At 67.3% G+C, this 14,276-nt stretch carries 17 protein-coding genes; 5 read left to right on the forward strand and 12 right to left on the reverse strand.

The window, feature by feature from the left end; all coding sequences use genetic code 11:
• Together H7290_RS14100 and H7290_RS14105 are read right to left on the reverse strand one after the other, a co-directional pair.
• On the reverse strand, positions 1 to 575 hold a 575-nt coding region (locus H7290_RS14100), incomplete at its 3' end, for an AAA family ATPase (RefSeq protein ID WP_290514649.1).
• Positions 576 to 659: 84 nt separating this feature from the next.
• Positions 660 to 2,198 carry a class I SAM-dependent methyltransferase gene (locus H7290_RS14105; RefSeq protein WP_290514650.1) on the reverse strand — a complete coding sequence of 513 codons (1,539 nt, stop codon included), beginning with the start codon at positions 2,196 to 2,198 and terminating at the stop codon, positions 660 to 662.
• Between the two features lie 128 nt (positions 2,199 to 2,326).
• Here H7290_RS14105 and H7290_RS14110 point away from each other — a divergent pair, with 128 nt between their 5' ends.
• From H7290_RS14110 to H7290_RS14120, 3 genes are all read left to right on the forward strand, one after another.
• Positions 2,327 to 2,461, forward strand: a complete 135-nt coding sequence (locus tag H7290_RS14110; protein ID WP_290514651.1) for a hypothetical protein — start codon at positions 2,327 to 2,329, stop codon at positions 2,459 to 2,461.
• A 2-nt stretch (positions 2,462 to 2,463) separates the two neighbouring features.
• On the forward strand, positions 2,464 to 3,183 hold the full coding sequence (locus H7290_RS14115) for a hypothetical protein (protein WP_290514652.1): 720 nt from the start codon (positions 2,464 to 2,466) through the stop codon (positions 3,181 to 3,183).
• Positions 3,184 to 3,260: 77 nt separating this feature from the next.
• Positions 3,261 to 4,523, forward strand: a complete 1,263-nt coding sequence (locus H7290_RS14120; RefSeq protein ID WP_290514653.1) for an HNH endonuclease signature motif containing protein — start codon at positions 3,261 to 3,263, stop codon at positions 4,521 to 4,523.
• A 20-nt stretch (positions 4,524 to 4,543) separates the two neighbouring features.
• On the opposite strand, the gene H7290_RS14125 is transcribed toward H7290_RS14120, so the two are convergent.
• The 10 genes from H7290_RS14125 to hrcA all read right to left on the reverse strand — a co-directional run bounded on the left by H7290_RS14125 (position 4,544) and on the right by hrcA (position 12,829).
• Positions 4,544 to 5,563: a PHP domain-containing protein gene (locus H7290_RS14125; protein ID WP_290514654.1), complete on the reverse strand. Its 1,020-nt coding sequence runs from the start codon at positions 5,561 to 5,563 to the stop codon at positions 4,544 to 4,546.
• Positions 5,564 to 5,622: 59 nt separating this feature from the next.
• Positions 5,623 to 6,159, reverse strand: a complete 537-nt coding sequence (locus H7290_RS14130) for a GNAT family protein (RefSeq protein WP_290514655.1) — start codon at positions 6,157 to 6,159, stop codon at positions 5,623 to 5,625.
• Positions 6,160 to 6,170: 11 nt separating this feature from the next.
• Entirely contained in the window at positions 6,171 to 7,088 is a 918-nt protein-coding gene (era, locus tag H7290_RS14135; protein WP_290514656.1) for a GTPase Era, read from the reverse strand.
• The gene (locus H7290_RS14140) at positions 7,085 to 7,423 is read right to left on the reverse strand and encodes a cytidine deaminase (RefSeq protein ID WP_290514657.1); all 339 of its coding nucleotides are present in this window, start codon (positions 7,421 to 7,423) and stop codon (positions 7,085 to 7,087) included. The genes era and H7290_RS14140 overlap by 4 nt, the downstream gene beginning before the upstream one ends.
• Positions 7,407 to 8,711 carry a hemolysin family protein gene (locus H7290_RS14145; RefSeq protein ID WP_290514658.1) on the reverse strand — a complete coding sequence of 435 codons (1,305 nt, stop codon included), beginning with the start codon at positions 8,709 to 8,711 and terminating at the stop codon, positions 7,407 to 7,409. The genes H7290_RS14140 and H7290_RS14145 overlap by 17 nt, the downstream gene beginning before the upstream one ends.
• A gap of 13 nt (positions 8,712 to 8,724) precedes the next feature.
• Positions 8,725 to 9,201, reverse strand: coding sequence for an rRNA maturation RNase YbeY (gene ybeY / locus H7290_RS14150; protein WP_290514659.1), 477 nt, complete (start codon positions 9,199 to 9,201; stop codon positions 8,725 to 8,727).
• The gene (locus H7290_RS14155) at positions 9,179 to 10,174 is read right to left on the reverse strand and encodes a PhoH family protein (RefSeq protein WP_290514660.1); all 996 of its coding nucleotides are present in this window, start codon (positions 10,172 to 10,174) and stop codon (positions 9,179 to 9,181) included. The genes ybeY and H7290_RS14155 overlap by 23 nt, the downstream gene beginning before the upstream one ends.
• A gap of 66 nt (positions 10,175 to 10,240) precedes the next feature.
• A complete protein-coding gene (locus tag H7290_RS14160; RefSeq protein WP_290514661.1) occupies positions 10,241 to 10,597 on the reverse strand; it encodes an HIT domain-containing protein in 357 nt (118 codons plus the stop codon).
• Positions 10,594 to 11,739 (reverse strand): molecular chaperone DnaJ, encoded by a 1,146-nt coding sequence (dnaJ, locus tag H7290_RS14165; protein ID WP_290514662.1) that lies wholly within the window; start codon positions 11,737 to 11,739, stop codon positions 10,594 to 10,596. The genes H7290_RS14160 and dnaJ overlap by 4 nt, the downstream gene beginning before the upstream one ends.
• 73 nt (positions 11,740 to 11,812) lie before the next feature.
• On the reverse strand, positions 11,813 to 12,829 hold the full coding sequence (gene hrcA / locus H7290_RS14170; protein ID WP_290514663.1) for a heat-inducible transcriptional repressor HrcA: 1,017 nt from the start codon (positions 12,827 to 12,829) through the stop codon (positions 11,813 to 11,815).
• A 59-nt stretch (positions 12,830 to 12,888) separates the two neighbouring features.
• On the opposite strand from hrcA, the gene H7290_RS14175 reads away from it, so the two are divergent.
• Complete coding sequence (locus tag H7290_RS14175; RefSeq protein ID WP_290514664.1) at positions 12,889 to 13,326, forward strand: hypothetical protein; 438 nt, start codon at positions 12,889 to 12,891, stop codon at positions 13,324 to 13,326.
• Positions 13,319 to 14,155: a DUF3097 domain-containing protein gene (locus tag H7290_RS14180; protein WP_290514665.1), complete on the forward strand. Its 837-nt coding sequence runs from the start codon at positions 13,319 to 13,321 to the stop codon at positions 14,153 to 14,155. Before H7290_RS14175 ends, H7290_RS14180 begins: the two co-directional genes overlap by 8 nt.
• Positions 14,156 to 14,276 lie beyond the last annotated feature (121 nt).

Below are 14,276 nucleotides of genomic sequence, written 5' to 3' on the forward strand. Positions count from 1 at the left end.
AACGGGTTGTGCGCCTCGCGGCCTCGCACCATCTCGAGCTCGGCGGCTGCCGACGGGTAGCCCATCGAGATGCCGGCCATGAAGCGGGCGCGCTGGGCCTCCGGGGGAGCGGAGGGGCCCTCCATCTCGAAGGGGTTCTGGGTGGCGACGACGGTGAAGGGGCTGCCTAGCTGGTACGTGGTGCCGTCGACGGTGACCTGGCGCTCCTCCATGGCCTCGAGCAGTGCCGACTGCGTCTTGGGCGAGGCCCGGTTGATCTCATCACCGATCACGATGTTGGCGAAAACCGCTCCGGGCTTGAACTCGAACTCGCGGTCGACCTGGTTGTAGACCGAGACGCCGGTGATGTCGGACGGCAAGAGGTCGGGCGTGAACTGGATGCGTCTCACCGAGCAGCTGACCGAGCGGGCGAGGGCCTTGGCGAGCACGGTCTTGCCGACGCCGGGAACGTCTTCGATCAGCAAATGACCTTCGGCGAGGAAGACGACGAGCGCCGCCTCAGCAGCTTCGGGCTTGCCGTCGATGACCTTCTCGATATTGCCGAGAATTGCGTGCGCGACGGTCTCAAAGTCCATAAGAGATGGTAGGCACACAAACCCAATCGCGCAGTTGTGAATTCGCGGGACGTCACCTGCCGTGCGCCCGGAGTCCAGCAGTCGTCAGGGCAGGTAAGCGGCGGTGAGACTGAACTCGGCGGTCGTACCGGGGGCCAGCTCGGCCACCACCTCCACCCTGTCGGCGCGGTCGAGATCAGCGTGAGGGCCAGAGACGAAGGGCCGTGCACCCTCGCCCGGACGCAGCGAGAACCGTCGATCTGGCCGTGCAATCTGTTCGGCGGTCGGCTTCCACACCCAGGTGCACACTTTCGTGCCGTCGGCAGTCGCGCGCACCACGAATCGTCGCACGTTGACGATGTCGGTGAAATGGATGAGCAGCCGCAGCGCCTCGAGCCCCTGCACGGGGAACGACACGCCTCCGTTGCCCGCGAGTCGGCACGACACCCGACGTGGCCCGACGCCGGCGACCGTGACGTCGCCCGGCTTGCTGGCGTGGTCGGGCGTCATGTCGCCGGCCTCCACGTTGATGAACTCACGGTGTTCGGTGAGGGCGACCGACGAGCGCAGGGGCGGGCGGCCGCTCGCCTCCCGCACCCGACGCGACGGCTCGGCGCTGCGCGACGCCACGACAAGGCTCCAGACGTTCGCGAGCGGCTCGACGTGGTGGGCGTGAAGGCCGGTTGCGTCGAGCATCTCCTTCAGGCGGGCCACGTCGAAGACCGAGACATGACCCCACACCGATTCCAGCCGCCCGTGCAGGGGGACGGAGAACACCAGATCGACACCGTCGGGCAGGGCGTCGGCGAGGATGCGTAGGGCGAGCTCTGCGTCGTCGACGTGCTCGAGCACCTCACAGCAGATGACCAGCGTGGCCCCGGTCGACGCCACCTGCTCCCTCGTCAGGTCGAAGAGATTGCCGTGCTCCAGGGTGATGTCCGCATTGGACAGGCCGTTCGAGGCGAAGAGCGCCTCCGCGCGCACAGCGTTCTCACGCTCGATGTCGATGCCGTGATAGCTCGCGACCCCCCGCTCCCGGATCAGCTGCGCAGCGAGGTAGCCCATGCCGAAGCCGACGTCGAACACCCGCTCGCCCCGCCGCGCGAAGTCCATGGTGCGTCGATAACGCAACAGGTTGTTCTTGCTCTCGTGCACCTTGACCGACTCGGCGTTGCCGGGGTGATCGAGGATGACGAGGCTGTCGTCCGTGTAGCGGTGCCAAGCGTCGAGCTCGTGACCGAACACCTGCTCCGCGCCGCGGATGCTGAGCCGCTCGTGGGCATCGATGAGCAGCCAGCCGGCCCGCACGGCTGCCGCCTCAGACGGGTCGGCCACCTCGCGGTCGACGTGCTCAAGCGGCTCGTCAGGGGTGCGGACGACACGCAACCAGCGTCCGGGAATGCCGGCTGCCGGCCGCCAGCTGGGCGAGGCGGACGTCGGCCGGTTCTTTCGTTTCGGCACCGCGGCGCCCCCGAGTGGCTTCGCACTTGCTGGCGCGGGCTGCCCCTTGCCCGTCACCAGCGCGCGAACGTTGCGCGCAACACCGAGCGCGGCCTCGTCGCGGGGTGAGGGGAGCATCGTGGCCAACCGCCTCGCCCTCCGCAGGAGCCCGCCGCGTGCATCTGAAGATTCGTTTTGGCTCATCGGCCGATCATAGGAGACTTGGAGGTCCTAGATGAACGACGAGGCGTGTCGGCGTCGGGGACATGGCGAACCACCCAGCAATTTCCTCAGACATCGTCACTGTCGATTCATGCGGTGTTCAGCGATCGGTGCTCTCGATCACGACCGGGCTCGGCTGGGTGCAGGCGGCCGGTATGGTCGCGTTCCTTGGTGAACCGAGCGACAATCGTCTCGAGCGGGCCGCCGAGCTCGGCGCCATGCTCGCCGCCCAGCTGTTGGAGTGATGATGAGCCTTCCCGACTTCCTGCCGTCTCTGTCCGCAGGGTCGCACGACGCCGATCACGGCGAGGCGTGCGTGATGGAGTACGTCTCTCTGCTCGCCGGTGAGGTGTGGAGCGATCGTCCCGAGTGCACCCACCCGATGCTGGCGCACGAGGCCCGAACGGCCAACGACCTGCTGCGTGAGAGCGACCGGGCGCGACTCGTGCCCCTCATCGGTCGGCTCTTCGGCACGACCGAAGACTCCCCCACCATCAGGGCCCGCCTGCGCATCATGCAGGCACGACAGGTCGTCGCACTGCTCGAGCCCGAAGCCCGCGGTCATGCCCTCCGGGCTGTCGATGAGGCTGAGTCGTGGATTGCTCGCGACGGTGGACTGTCTGACGTCCAGGCCGCCCTCGATGCTGCGATGGCTTTCCCCCGCGCGACGGGCGACCTCGACCACGAGCACCACGAGTTCCACGTGTCGGCCTCGCGCGTGCTCGCCTTCGTGATGGGTCCGGACCTGGGCGCGGCAGAGGCCTACGCCACCACGGCACTGGTCATCGCGCACCTCGTCGCCGCATCGGGTGAATGTCGCGCCGACTGCGGCAACGGGCCCGCCCGGGCGCGCCGGATGGTCAAGGACCTGTCGGTGCTGATCGATGTCTACGACGACGTCACCGGCCGCGTCGCCGCCGATCTCACCGAGGATGACGTGCGGGAGCTGGCTGACAGCCTCGGCTGACGTTGGTTGTCCAGATTTGCCTGCCATCGTGGGCGATATCTCTTCCATTCGAACGCCTGTTCGAGTATGATGAAGACATGTTCTCAGACGTGGCCGCCGGCGATCTCCTCCAGCAGGTCCGCGCCCACGACTTCGGTGCCGACCCCGATCTTGAGGCCGACGTCAACCGCATCGACGCGGTCGTCGCGATGGACCGTCTGATCCGCTCCGCCCAGGCCGAGCAGGTGGCCCAGATCGCCCACCTGCACCGTGCAAGAGCCCTGGCGATGCACATCTGGCACGGCGACGCCTCGCTCTCCGTCATCGGTGAGGTGTCGATGGCCCGCAACATCTCGCCTTCGGCGGCCGGCACGCAGCTTGGGCTCGCTCTGGCACTCGACCACCTGCCCGCAGTGATGCAGCTCTTCAGCACCGGGGCCATCTCCGAGCTGTCGGCGCGGGCCGTCGTCAACGAGTCGAGCTCGCTCGGCATCGACGACTACATCGTGCTCGACGCCGGGATCGCTCCCCAGCTTCCGGGGCTCACCCACATCAAGACCGGGCAGGCCACAGCCCGGGCGGTGATCCGCATCGATGCCGAGGCGGCCCGCGTGCGCGCGCTCGCCAACCGCGCCGACAACCGGGTGACGATGTTCCCCGACACCGATGGGGTCGCGATCCTCCAGGTCCGCGGGAAGGCCGAGCAGATCGTCGCCGCCTACAACGTCCTCGACGCCTGGGCCCACGGTCTCCATGGTGTGGGCGACGAACGGAACATCGGCCAGATCATGACCGAGACGCTGATCGAACGAGTCACCGGCATTGTCCATGCCGATGCCGTCGGTGTCGAGATCGAGCTCGTGATGGACGCCGAGACCCTCCTCGCCACCGATGGCGAGGGCAACGGCGACGGCGACAATGCCGTCGAGCTCACCGGCTACGGACCCATCAGCCCCGATATCGCCGACGAGCTCATCGCCCGGGCGCCAGACCTCTTCATCCGGCGCCTTCTCGTCGACCCCGTCGATGGCACGCTGGTCGCGAGAGACCCCCACCGCCGCCGCTTCGACGGCCCGCTCGGCAAACATGTGCGCGCCCGCGACCGCCGGTGCCGCCAACCCGGGTGCGACGCCAAGATCCGCGATGCCGACCACATCCACGAGTTCGCGGACGGTGGGCCCACGATCAAGGAGAACGCGCAAGGTCTGTGCAGGCGTTCCCACGCCATCAAGGGCCAGCCTGGCTGGACCGTTCGCTCCCACGGCAAAGCGTCTGTCTGGACAACACCCACGGGCCACACCTACATCTCGCACCCGCCGCCGATCCTCCCCCAACATCAGCCACCGCACCACCTCCAATAGGTCAGCTGCGCAGGCGGTTCCTACCTTTTCGCGTGCGACCATTCCAGCAGCTGCTCGACGGGCCATGTCGTGACCACTCGATCAGCCGGCACCTTGTTTGCGTCCGCCCGCTCGGCACCGAAGTCGAGGAAGTCGAGCTGACCGGGAGCGTGCGCGTCTGTGTCGATCGCAAAGAGACAGCCAGCGTCCAGCGCCAGCTCGATCAGGCGGCTCGGCGGGTCCTGCCGCTCCGGTCGCGAGTTGATCTCCACAGCGACGTCGAACCGTTCACAGGCAGCGAAGACGAGCTCGGCATCGAACGACGATTCTGGCCGATTCCCTCGGGAACCCGCGACGAGTCGGCCCGTGCAGTGGCCGAGCACATTGGTGCGGGGGTTGCTGATCGCGGTGGCCATCCTGCGCGTCATCGCGTCACTCGCCATCGTGAGCTTGGAGTGCACGCTCGCGACGACGACGTCGAGACGCTCGAGCATCTCCTCGGTCTGGTCGAGAGCTCCGTCGTCGAGGATGTCGACCTCGATGCCGCTGAGCAGGCGGAAGTCGTCGTACGAGCTGTCAACCTCCGCCACGACGTCGAGCTGTTCGGTGAGGCGCTCGATCGAGAGTCCGTTGGCGATCGTCAACCTCGGCGAGTGGTCGGTCAGCACCTGGTACTCACGACCCCGCCACCTGGCTGCCCTCGCCATCTCCTCGATCGGGGATCCGCCGTCCGACCAGTCGGAGTGGCTGTGCAGGTCGCCGCGCAGCAACGCCCGCAGGTCGGATCCGCCCGAGGCGAGCGGGGCTTCGCTGCGAGTCCGCAGGTCGGCGAGGTAGTCGGGTACTTCACCCTCGACCGCCTGACGGATGACCTCGAACGTGCGGTCGCCGATGCCCTTGACCCGCTTGAGCCGGCCGTCCTTCGCCCTCGACTCGAGCTCGTCAGGGTCAAGGTCGCAGATCGCTGCCGCGGCAGTGCGGAAGGCTTTGACCTTGTAGGACTGGGCCTGCTCGCGCTCGAGCCAGAACCCGATCTCACCGAGCGCCTCGACAGCGTCCACGATCAGCCCTCTCGTCTGCACTTTCCAGTGGCGAGCCTAATCGTCAGATGGACGAGACGTCAGGCGTCGCGGATTCTCGAGTACATCCACATGTCGCGGCGGCTGTCGCCAACAACCCGCCACGAGCGCAACAGACCCTCCCGCTCGAAGCCTGCGGCCTCGGCCGTCCGGCACGAAGCGATGTTCGACGGCTCGACGTAGAGCTCGAGCCGCGCGATGGCCAACGTGGCATCAGACCAGTCACTGAGAGCTCGCAATGCCAGGGCTGCGTAACCGTCACCTCGTTGATGAGGCCCGACCCAGTAGCCGAGCGAGGCGCGGCCGGAATCAACATCTCGCAACTGCAGCCCGATGTAGCCGACGGCGACATCGTCAATCGTGCGCGCCATGGCACATGCGTAGCCCGTGCCCGAGGGGAGCCGGTCGAGCTGGCGCTCTATGTAGGCCAACGCTTCAGGTACACCTGCCGTTCGAGGCACAGTCGTGCTGTCAGGGATCGAGGTTTGCGACGCAGACTGCACGAGCGGCACGTCGGACGCCGCGAAGTCGCGCAGCCGAAGGACGCCGCTGTCGATGATGGGCTGCCGAACGGTCATGACCGTCGCGCTCAGAATCCGAGCTTGCGCAGCTGCTTGGGGTCGCGCTGCCACTCCTTGGCCACCTTGACGTGCAGGTCGAGGTAGACCCGTGTGCCGAGGATCGCCTCGATCTGGGCACGCGAGTCCGAGCCGATCTCCTTGAGGCGTGCACCCTGCTTGCCGATGATGATGCCCTTCTGGCTGTCGCGCTCGACATACACGTTGACCCGCACGTCCATGAGCGGCTTGCCCTCGGGTCGGTCAGGACGAGGCACCATCTCATCGACAACGACCGCGATGGAGTGCGGCAGCTCGTCGCGTACACCTTCGAGCGCGGCTTCGCGGATGATCTCGGCGATCAGCGTCTCCTCGGGCTCATCGGTGAGCTTGCCCTCGGGGTAGAGCGCGGGCCCCTCGGGGAGAGTGCCGATCAGCAGGTCGGCGAGCAGACCCACCTGGTCGTCGGCGACCGCCGAGACGGGGATGATCTCCTGCCACGCCAGGCCCGCGTCGGCGCCAGCCTGCTGGATGGCGAGCAGGTGGTTGCGCAGCTTGTCGGGAGAGACGAGGTCGATCTTGGTCGCGATGGCAAACACCGGCTTGCGGCGGATCTGAGCCAGCTCGCGGATCAGGAACTTGTCGCCCTCACCGACCGACTCGTTCGCCGGCATGCACATGCCGATCGTGTCGACCTCAGACCACGTCGATCGAACGAGTGCATTGAGACGCTCGCCGAGCAGCGTGTGCGGCTTGTGCAGGCCGGGAGTGTCGATCAGGATCAGCTGCGCATCGTCACGGTTGACCAGTCCGCGGATCGCGTGGCGTGTCGTCTGCGGCTTCGAGGAGGTGATCGCGATCTTGCCGCCGACCAGCGCGTTGGTGAGAGTGGACTTTCCGGCGTTGGGTCGTCCGACGAAGCACGCGAAGCCGGAGTGGAACGCGCTCACGTCGTACGCACCTTCACCACGGCGCCCGTGGGGTCGGCGATGAAGACGCTGACGCCGTGCCCCGACACGTCGCGTACGGCAGTGCCGTTGATGACGGGTTCGGGATGCATCTCGGTGACCAGCGCGGCGGCCTCGAGTCCTGAGGCACCGGACGACACGGCCATCGCCACCGCGAGGTCGAGCGCATCGATGCGGACGGACGGCAGGTCGACGGTCGACGCGGCATAGGTCCGGCCGTCGCGGTCGCGCACGGCGGCACCGTGCTCTGCCCCCGTGCGTGCACGGGAAGCCCGTGCCAGCGTCACGAGCTTGGCGTCCTCAGGACTGAGTTCCATGGTTTGAACCTCTCGAATGTTCGTCATCTGTCTGGGGATCGAGCCTGCTCACGAGGACCCGGCCGATGCGGTTGCGTCGGCCCGACGGCCCCTCTGCCTCGAACCTGAGGCCTTCGACCTCGATCACACTGCCACGGATGGGCACCTTGCCCAGGTGCTTGGCCATGAGGCCACCGACCGAGTCGACGTCCTCGTCCTCGATCGGGATGTCGAAGAGCTCTTCCAGGTCGTCGACCTCGAACCGCGAGCTGAGGCGCCACGAGCCGTCGGCAAGCTCCTCGCTCTCCTCAGGTTCGGTGTCGTACTCGTCGGTGATCTCACCGACGATCTCTTCGACGATGTCCTCGATCGTGACCATGCCGGACGTGCCGCCGAACTCGTCGACGACGATCGCAACGTGGGTGCGCTGCGCCTGCATCTCCTTGAGGAGGTCGTCGGCCGGCTTGGTATCGGGGACGAACAGGCACGGTCGGGCGATCGACTCGATGAGCTCTGTCGTCTCGGAGACATGGTTGTCGAAGACGCGCTTGGTGATGTCCTTGAGGTACGCCATGCCGACGACGTCGTCGAGATTCTCTCCGATGACCGGGATGCGCGAGTACCCGCTCCTCAGCGCGAGCGACATGGCCTGCCGCAAGGTCTTGTGGCGCTCGACGAAGACGAGGTCGGTGCGCGGCACCATGACCTCGCGAGCGATGGTGTCGCCGAGCTCGAACACCGACTGCAGCATCTTGCCTTCGTCGGACTCGATCAATGAGCTCGCTGCGGCGAGGTCAACGAGCTCACGCACCTCGACCTCCGAGGCGAACGGACCCTCGCTGAACCCCTTGCCGGGCGTCACCGCGTTGCCCAGCAGGATCAGCAGCTGCGGGATGGGGCCGAGCATGCGCGTGAGGACGATGGTCGGCATCGCCGACGCGAGGGCGATGCGCTCGGCATGCTGACGCCCGAGTGTGCGTGGACCAACGCCGATGAGGACGAAGCTGACGACGACCATGATCGCCACCGCGACGCCGAACCTGCTCCACAGCCCGTCGAGCTCGTCGGCCACGACAAGCGCGACCAGCACGATGCTCGACGTCTCGGCGAGCACGCGCATCAGCAGGATCGAGTTGAGGAACGGTGCAGGGTCCTCGAGGATCGTCACGAGCCGGCCTGCTCCCCCGCGGCCCTCGTCCTCGAGCTCCTCGGCGCGGGCCTTCGAGAACGCCGAGATGGCGGCATCGACGCTGGCAAGTGTGCCAGCGACCACGGCGAGGACGATCGAGAGGACTACCGGGCCGATCATGTGGGTCTACTGGTCACGACTGCTCGGGATCCTTGCCCTCGGCTGCCTGCTGCCACTCCAGCAGCAGGCGCCCCTGGATGCCGAACATCTCCTGGTGCTCCGACGGCTCACCGTGGTCGTAGCCCAGCAGGTGCAGGATCCCGTGCACCGTCAGCAGATCGACCTCGTCCTGGGTCGAGTGCCCTGCGGATGGCGCCTGCTGCTCGGCGACCTGCGGACACAGGGCGATGTCGCCGAGGTAGCCCTCCGGGCTCTCCTCGTCATCGAGCCCGGGGGTGAGCTCGTCCATCGGGAACGACAGGACGTCGGTCGGACCCTTCTTGCCCATCCACTGCTGGTTGAGGACCGCGATCGTGTCAGGGTCGACGAGCCGGACAGTCAGCTCGGTCGCGGGGTGCAGTCGCATGCGGCGCATCGCGAAGCGGCAAAGCCTTGTCAGGCCGACGACATCGACGTCGGCGCCGGACTCATTGAGTACGTCGACGTTCATGGGTCTGTGCACCCTCTTCGAACTCGCCGTAGGCCGCGACGATGCGCCCGACGAGCTTGTGCCTGACGACGTCTGACGCCGTCAGGTAGGAGAAGTGGATGTCGAGGACGCCTTCGAGGATGTCCTGCACGACCCGCAGGCCGCTCTTGCTGCCGGTGGGGAGGTCGACCTGCGTGACATCACCGGTGACCACGATGCGCGAGCCGAAGCCCAGTCGCGTGAGGAACATCTTCATCTGCTCCTGCGTCGTGTTCTGCGCCTCGTCGAGGATGATGAACGCGTCGTTGAGGGTGCGGCCACGCATGTAGGCCAGCGGTGCAACCTCGATGACGCCCGTCTCGATCAGCTTGGGAATGGTCTCGGGATCGATCATGTCGTGAAGCGCGTCGTAGAGCGGGCGCAGGTACGGATCGATCTTGTCGCTCAGCGAGCCCGGCAGGAAACCGAGGTGCTCGCCGGCCTCGACCGCGGGTCGGGTCAGGATGATGCGGCTCACGTCCTTGGCCTGCAGTGCCTGCACAGCCTTGGCCATGGCGAGATAGGTCTTGCCGGTGCCGGCCGGACCGATGCCGAACACGATGGTGTTCGTGTCGATGGCGTCGACGTAACGTTTCTGGTTGACGGTCTTGGGCCGGATCGTGCGGCCGCGGTTGGAGAGGATGTTGAGGCTCAGCACCTCAGCAGGCTTCTCCTGCGTCTCGGTGCGCAGCATCGCGACGCTGCGCTCGACCGTCTCTCGGGTGAGGTCCTGACCCGTCCGCAGGATCGTCACGAGCTCGTCGAGCAGGCGCTCCACGAGCGCTGCCTCGGCGGGTGGCCCGGTGACCGTGATGGTGTCGCCACGTGCGTGGATGCGCGCCGAGAACGAGTCTTCGATGAGGCGCAGGAAATCGTCGGCCGGCCCGAGGAGTGCGACTGCGGGGACGCTCGACGGGATCGTGAACGTGTGAGCGGGGATCGTGTCGTCAGTCATGTGGGACCAATCGTACGCATTGCCCGCCGTTGCACGCGAACGCGACGAAAGCGCCGGAGCCCGTGCTCAACCCGGTGGCCAGCCGAGCGGTCGACCTGCCAGCACGTGCGCGTGGCAGTGGAACACCGTCTGATGCGCGTCGGCCCCCGTGTTGAAGACCAGCCGGTACGACCCGTTGCTCTCGGCGCCAGCGATCGTGCGCGCCTCCGCGAGAAGCGCAATCGTCGCCTCGGCATCGGCTGCGGCGAGGCTGCCGATGTCGGGCTCGTGGGTGCGCGGGATGACCAGGACATGAGTCGGTGCTTGCGGGCTGAGGTCGCGGAACGCCACGGTGTGCTCGGTCTCCGACACGATGTCGGCAGGGATGTCGCCTGCGACGATCTTGCAGAACAGGCAGTCGGGATCGGTGCGGCCTTCGCTCACTTGAAGGCGCCCTTGATCTTGCCGAAGACACCCCGGTGGTTGGCGCCGAGCATCGCCTCGGGGCGTTCCTCGTCACGTAGCTTCGCGAGCTGCTCGAGCAGCGCCCGCTGCTCGTCGTCGATCTTGAGCGGGGTCTCGACGACGACCTGCACTCTGAGGTCTCCGCGGCCAGGGCCGCGCAGGCGCGGCACGCCTTGACCCTTCACGGTGATCGTGTCGCCCGACTGCGTGCCCGCGGCAATGTCGACCTCGACCTGCATCGCGTCTTTGTCGGGCTCCGGCGTGTCGGCCTCGAGCGTGGGGAGGTCGACGTGCGTGCCGAGCGCTGCAGCAGTCATCGGCAGCGTGATCTGGCACAGCAGGTGGTCACCCTTGCGCTGGAAGATCGGGTGCCGTTCGACATTGATCTCGAGGTAGAGGTCTCCGGCAGGACCGCCTCCGGGACCGACCTCACCCTCGCCTGACAGCTGGATGCGCGTGCCTTGGTCGACCCCCTGCGGGATGGTCACCGAGATGGAACGGCGCGACCGGACCCGACCCTCGCCCGCGCACTCCGCGCACGGGTCGGGGATGACTGTCCCGAAGCCGTGGCACGTGGGGCACGGCCTCGACGTCCGGATGTCACCAAGGAGCGAGCGCTGGACGTGCTGGACGTCGCCATGTCCGTGACACGTGCGGCACATGACCGGCTCGGAGCCTTCCGCCGCACCACTGCCGGCGCACGTCGAGCAGGTGACGGCGGTGTCGACCTTGATGTCGTGGGTGACGCCGAATGCGGCCTCGGCGAGATCGACGTCGAGGCGCAGCAGCGCGTCCTGACCCCGCTGAGCGCGTGCCTTGGGACCACGCCCGGCGTTCTGGCCGAAGAAGGCGTCCATGATGTCGTCGAAGCTGAAGCCCTGACCGGCGCCGGCCCCGCCACCGCCGCTCATGGGGTCGCCGCCACGGTCGTACGTCGATCGCTTCTGCGGATCCGACAGCACCTCGTAGGCAACGGTCACCTCCTTGAACCGGTCTGACGCGTCGGGCGCCTCGTTGACGTCGGGGTGAAGCTGGCGCGCGAGCTTGCGATAGGCCTTCTTGAGCTCGTCGGCGTTCACGTCACGTCCGACGCCGAGCAGTGCGTAGTAGTCCTGAGCCATGTGTCCTAATTTTCTCTACCGATGACGGGCCTGGGGGCCCCGGGTGGGTGTCTGGGCAAGTCGTGGTGCGTGTTCAGTTGTCCGCCAGCAGTCGACCGACGTAGCGGGAGACGGCGCCGACGGCAGCCATGGTCGCGGGATAGTCCATGCGGGTCGGGCCCATCGTGCCAAGTGTCGCCAACGCCTGGTCGTCGGCGCCGTACGCGATGGATACGACCGCCGTGCTGGACAGGCTTTCGTGCCCTGTCTCGCTGCCGATGCGGACCGTCAACCCGCTGGTCGCCTCGCCAAGCAGCTTCAGCAGCACGACCTGCTCCTCGATGGCTTCGAGCACCGGCTTGATGGCGGAGTCGAAGTCGCTGCCGAACCGCACCAGGTTGGCGGTGCCACCGACCGCGATGCGCTCGTCGGAACGCTCGTTGGAGAAGATCAGCGACAGGGTCGTGACGATCGCGGTGACGACGGGCCGGTCGTGGGGGGAGAAGGACTCGATCAGCTCGGCCAGGCGCAGCGATGCCTCGGGGAGGCGCTGCCCCGCGGTGGCCTGCGTGATGCGCGAGCGAAGATCGGAGATGAGCTGCTCGCCGGGCGTCTCGACGAGCTCGATGATGCGCTGCTCGACGCGCCCGCTGCTGGTGATGACGACCAGCAGCACACGCGCCCCCTCGAGCGCGACGAACTCGATGTGACGCACGGTGGACCGGGTGAGCGACGGGTACTGGACGATTGCCACCTGGTTGGTGAGCTGCGCAAGCACCCGCACGGAACGCTGCACGACGTCGTCGACGTCGACCGCACCGGTGAGGAAGGTCTCGATGGCGCGGCGCTCGGCCGGCGACAACGCTTTGACCGTCGCGAGCTTGTCGACGAACATGCGGTAGCCCTTGTCGGTCGGGATGCGACCCGCGCTCGTGTGGGGCTGGGTGATGTATCCCTCGTCCTCGAGGCCCGCCATGTCGTTGCGAACCGTGGCGGGCGACACGCCGAGCTGGTGACGCTCGAGCAGCGAGCGCGAACCGACAGGTTCCTGTGTTGCCACGTAGTCCTCGACGATCGCCCGGAGGACGTCGAGTCGACGGTCGTCAGACATCACGCCCCCTTCCGCGCGTCGCGCTGGCACTCTCTTCGGTCAAGTGCCAGTCTAGCGAGGTGGGCGGAATCAGGGAGACGGACGAGGGGGTCCTGGTCGTTGAAGGCGCTGAGCGCACCCTCACCTACACACCACGTCTGGTCACTCTCGATGACGGCACCACCATCGCGCACGAGTCGCAGGGCGGCGGACTGTCGTCCGTCTGGGCGGCTGACCTCGGCGGAGTCTTCGTGGAAGTCGCGCACCTGGGCCACGGGCCGGTCGGCGGCGAGCTGGTCATGACCGTCACGACCACTGACGACCCGGCGCACACCACCGTCGCGGTCGGTGACCTCTGGACCGACGATGTGCCTGCGCACGTCGCACCGAGCTGGCCGGTCGCCGTCGACCTGGCCCTCGGCCTCGTCGGAGTCCGGACGACCCTCGTTCACCCCGACATCTCCAAGGACCAGCTCGAAGACCTCCACCAGCTGCTCCTCGGCGCGCTGCATGGTTGACCGCTACGGCTCAGACGTGCTGTCCGGCGATTGGAAGGTGCCGCCTCGAGGGCGGTCGGTCGAGGTCGTAGCCGAGCGCGGCATGGTCATCGAGGACGCCACGACCGGGTTCTGTGGCGAGATCATGGTCATCGAGAAGGACCTGGACATGATGATCCTGGAGGACCGTAGCCTCACCCGACGCTCGTTCCCCCTCGGCCCGGGTTACCTGCTCGACGGCCAGCCCGTCGTCCTCCGCCCCGCGACATCAACGCCGGTCGCCGACCGCTCCCGCACGGCATCGGGGTCGCGAGCAGTCGTCGGAGCCCGGGCCCGTGTCGCGCTGCCGAGCCGCATCTACGTCGAGGGTCGTCACGATGCCGAGCTCGTCGAGAAGGTGTGGGGCGACGACCTGCGCGTCGAGGGTGTCGCTGTGGAGTACCTCGGTGGGATCGACGACCTCGTCGCCGTCGTCGACGGGTTCGACCCCGGCCCACGTCGCCGGCTCGGGGTGCTCGTCGACCACCTCGTGCCCGGATCCAAGGAGACCCGCCTCGCCGACAAGGTGTCAGGGCGCCCGCACGTGCTCGTCGTCGGCCATCCCTACGTCGACGTCTGGCAGTCGGTCAAGCCCGACCGGCTGGGCATGTCAACCTGGCCCGTCATCCCCCGCGGCACCGAGTGGAAGTACGGAATCTGTGAGTCGCTCGGCTGGCCGCACGCCGACCAGGCCGACATCGCCCGCGCATGGAAGCACATCCTCAGCCGGGTCGACTCCTACGCCGACCTCGAGCCACAATTTCTCGGCCGGGTCGAGGAGCTCATCGACTTCGTGACCGCACAGCACTGACCCTCGTCTTCACCGGAGATCGAGAAGTCAGTCGGTCAGCTCGCGCACGACGGCGTCCGCCAGCAGGCGCCCAGCCTGCGTCAGCACCAGCCGGTCGGCCACCTCGTCAATCAGCCCACGG

Source organism: Aeromicrobium sp. (assembly GCF_014378035.1).
Taxonomy (GTDB): domain Bacteria; phylum Actinomycetota; class Actinomycetes; order Propionibacteriales; family Nocardioidaceae; genus Aeromicrobium.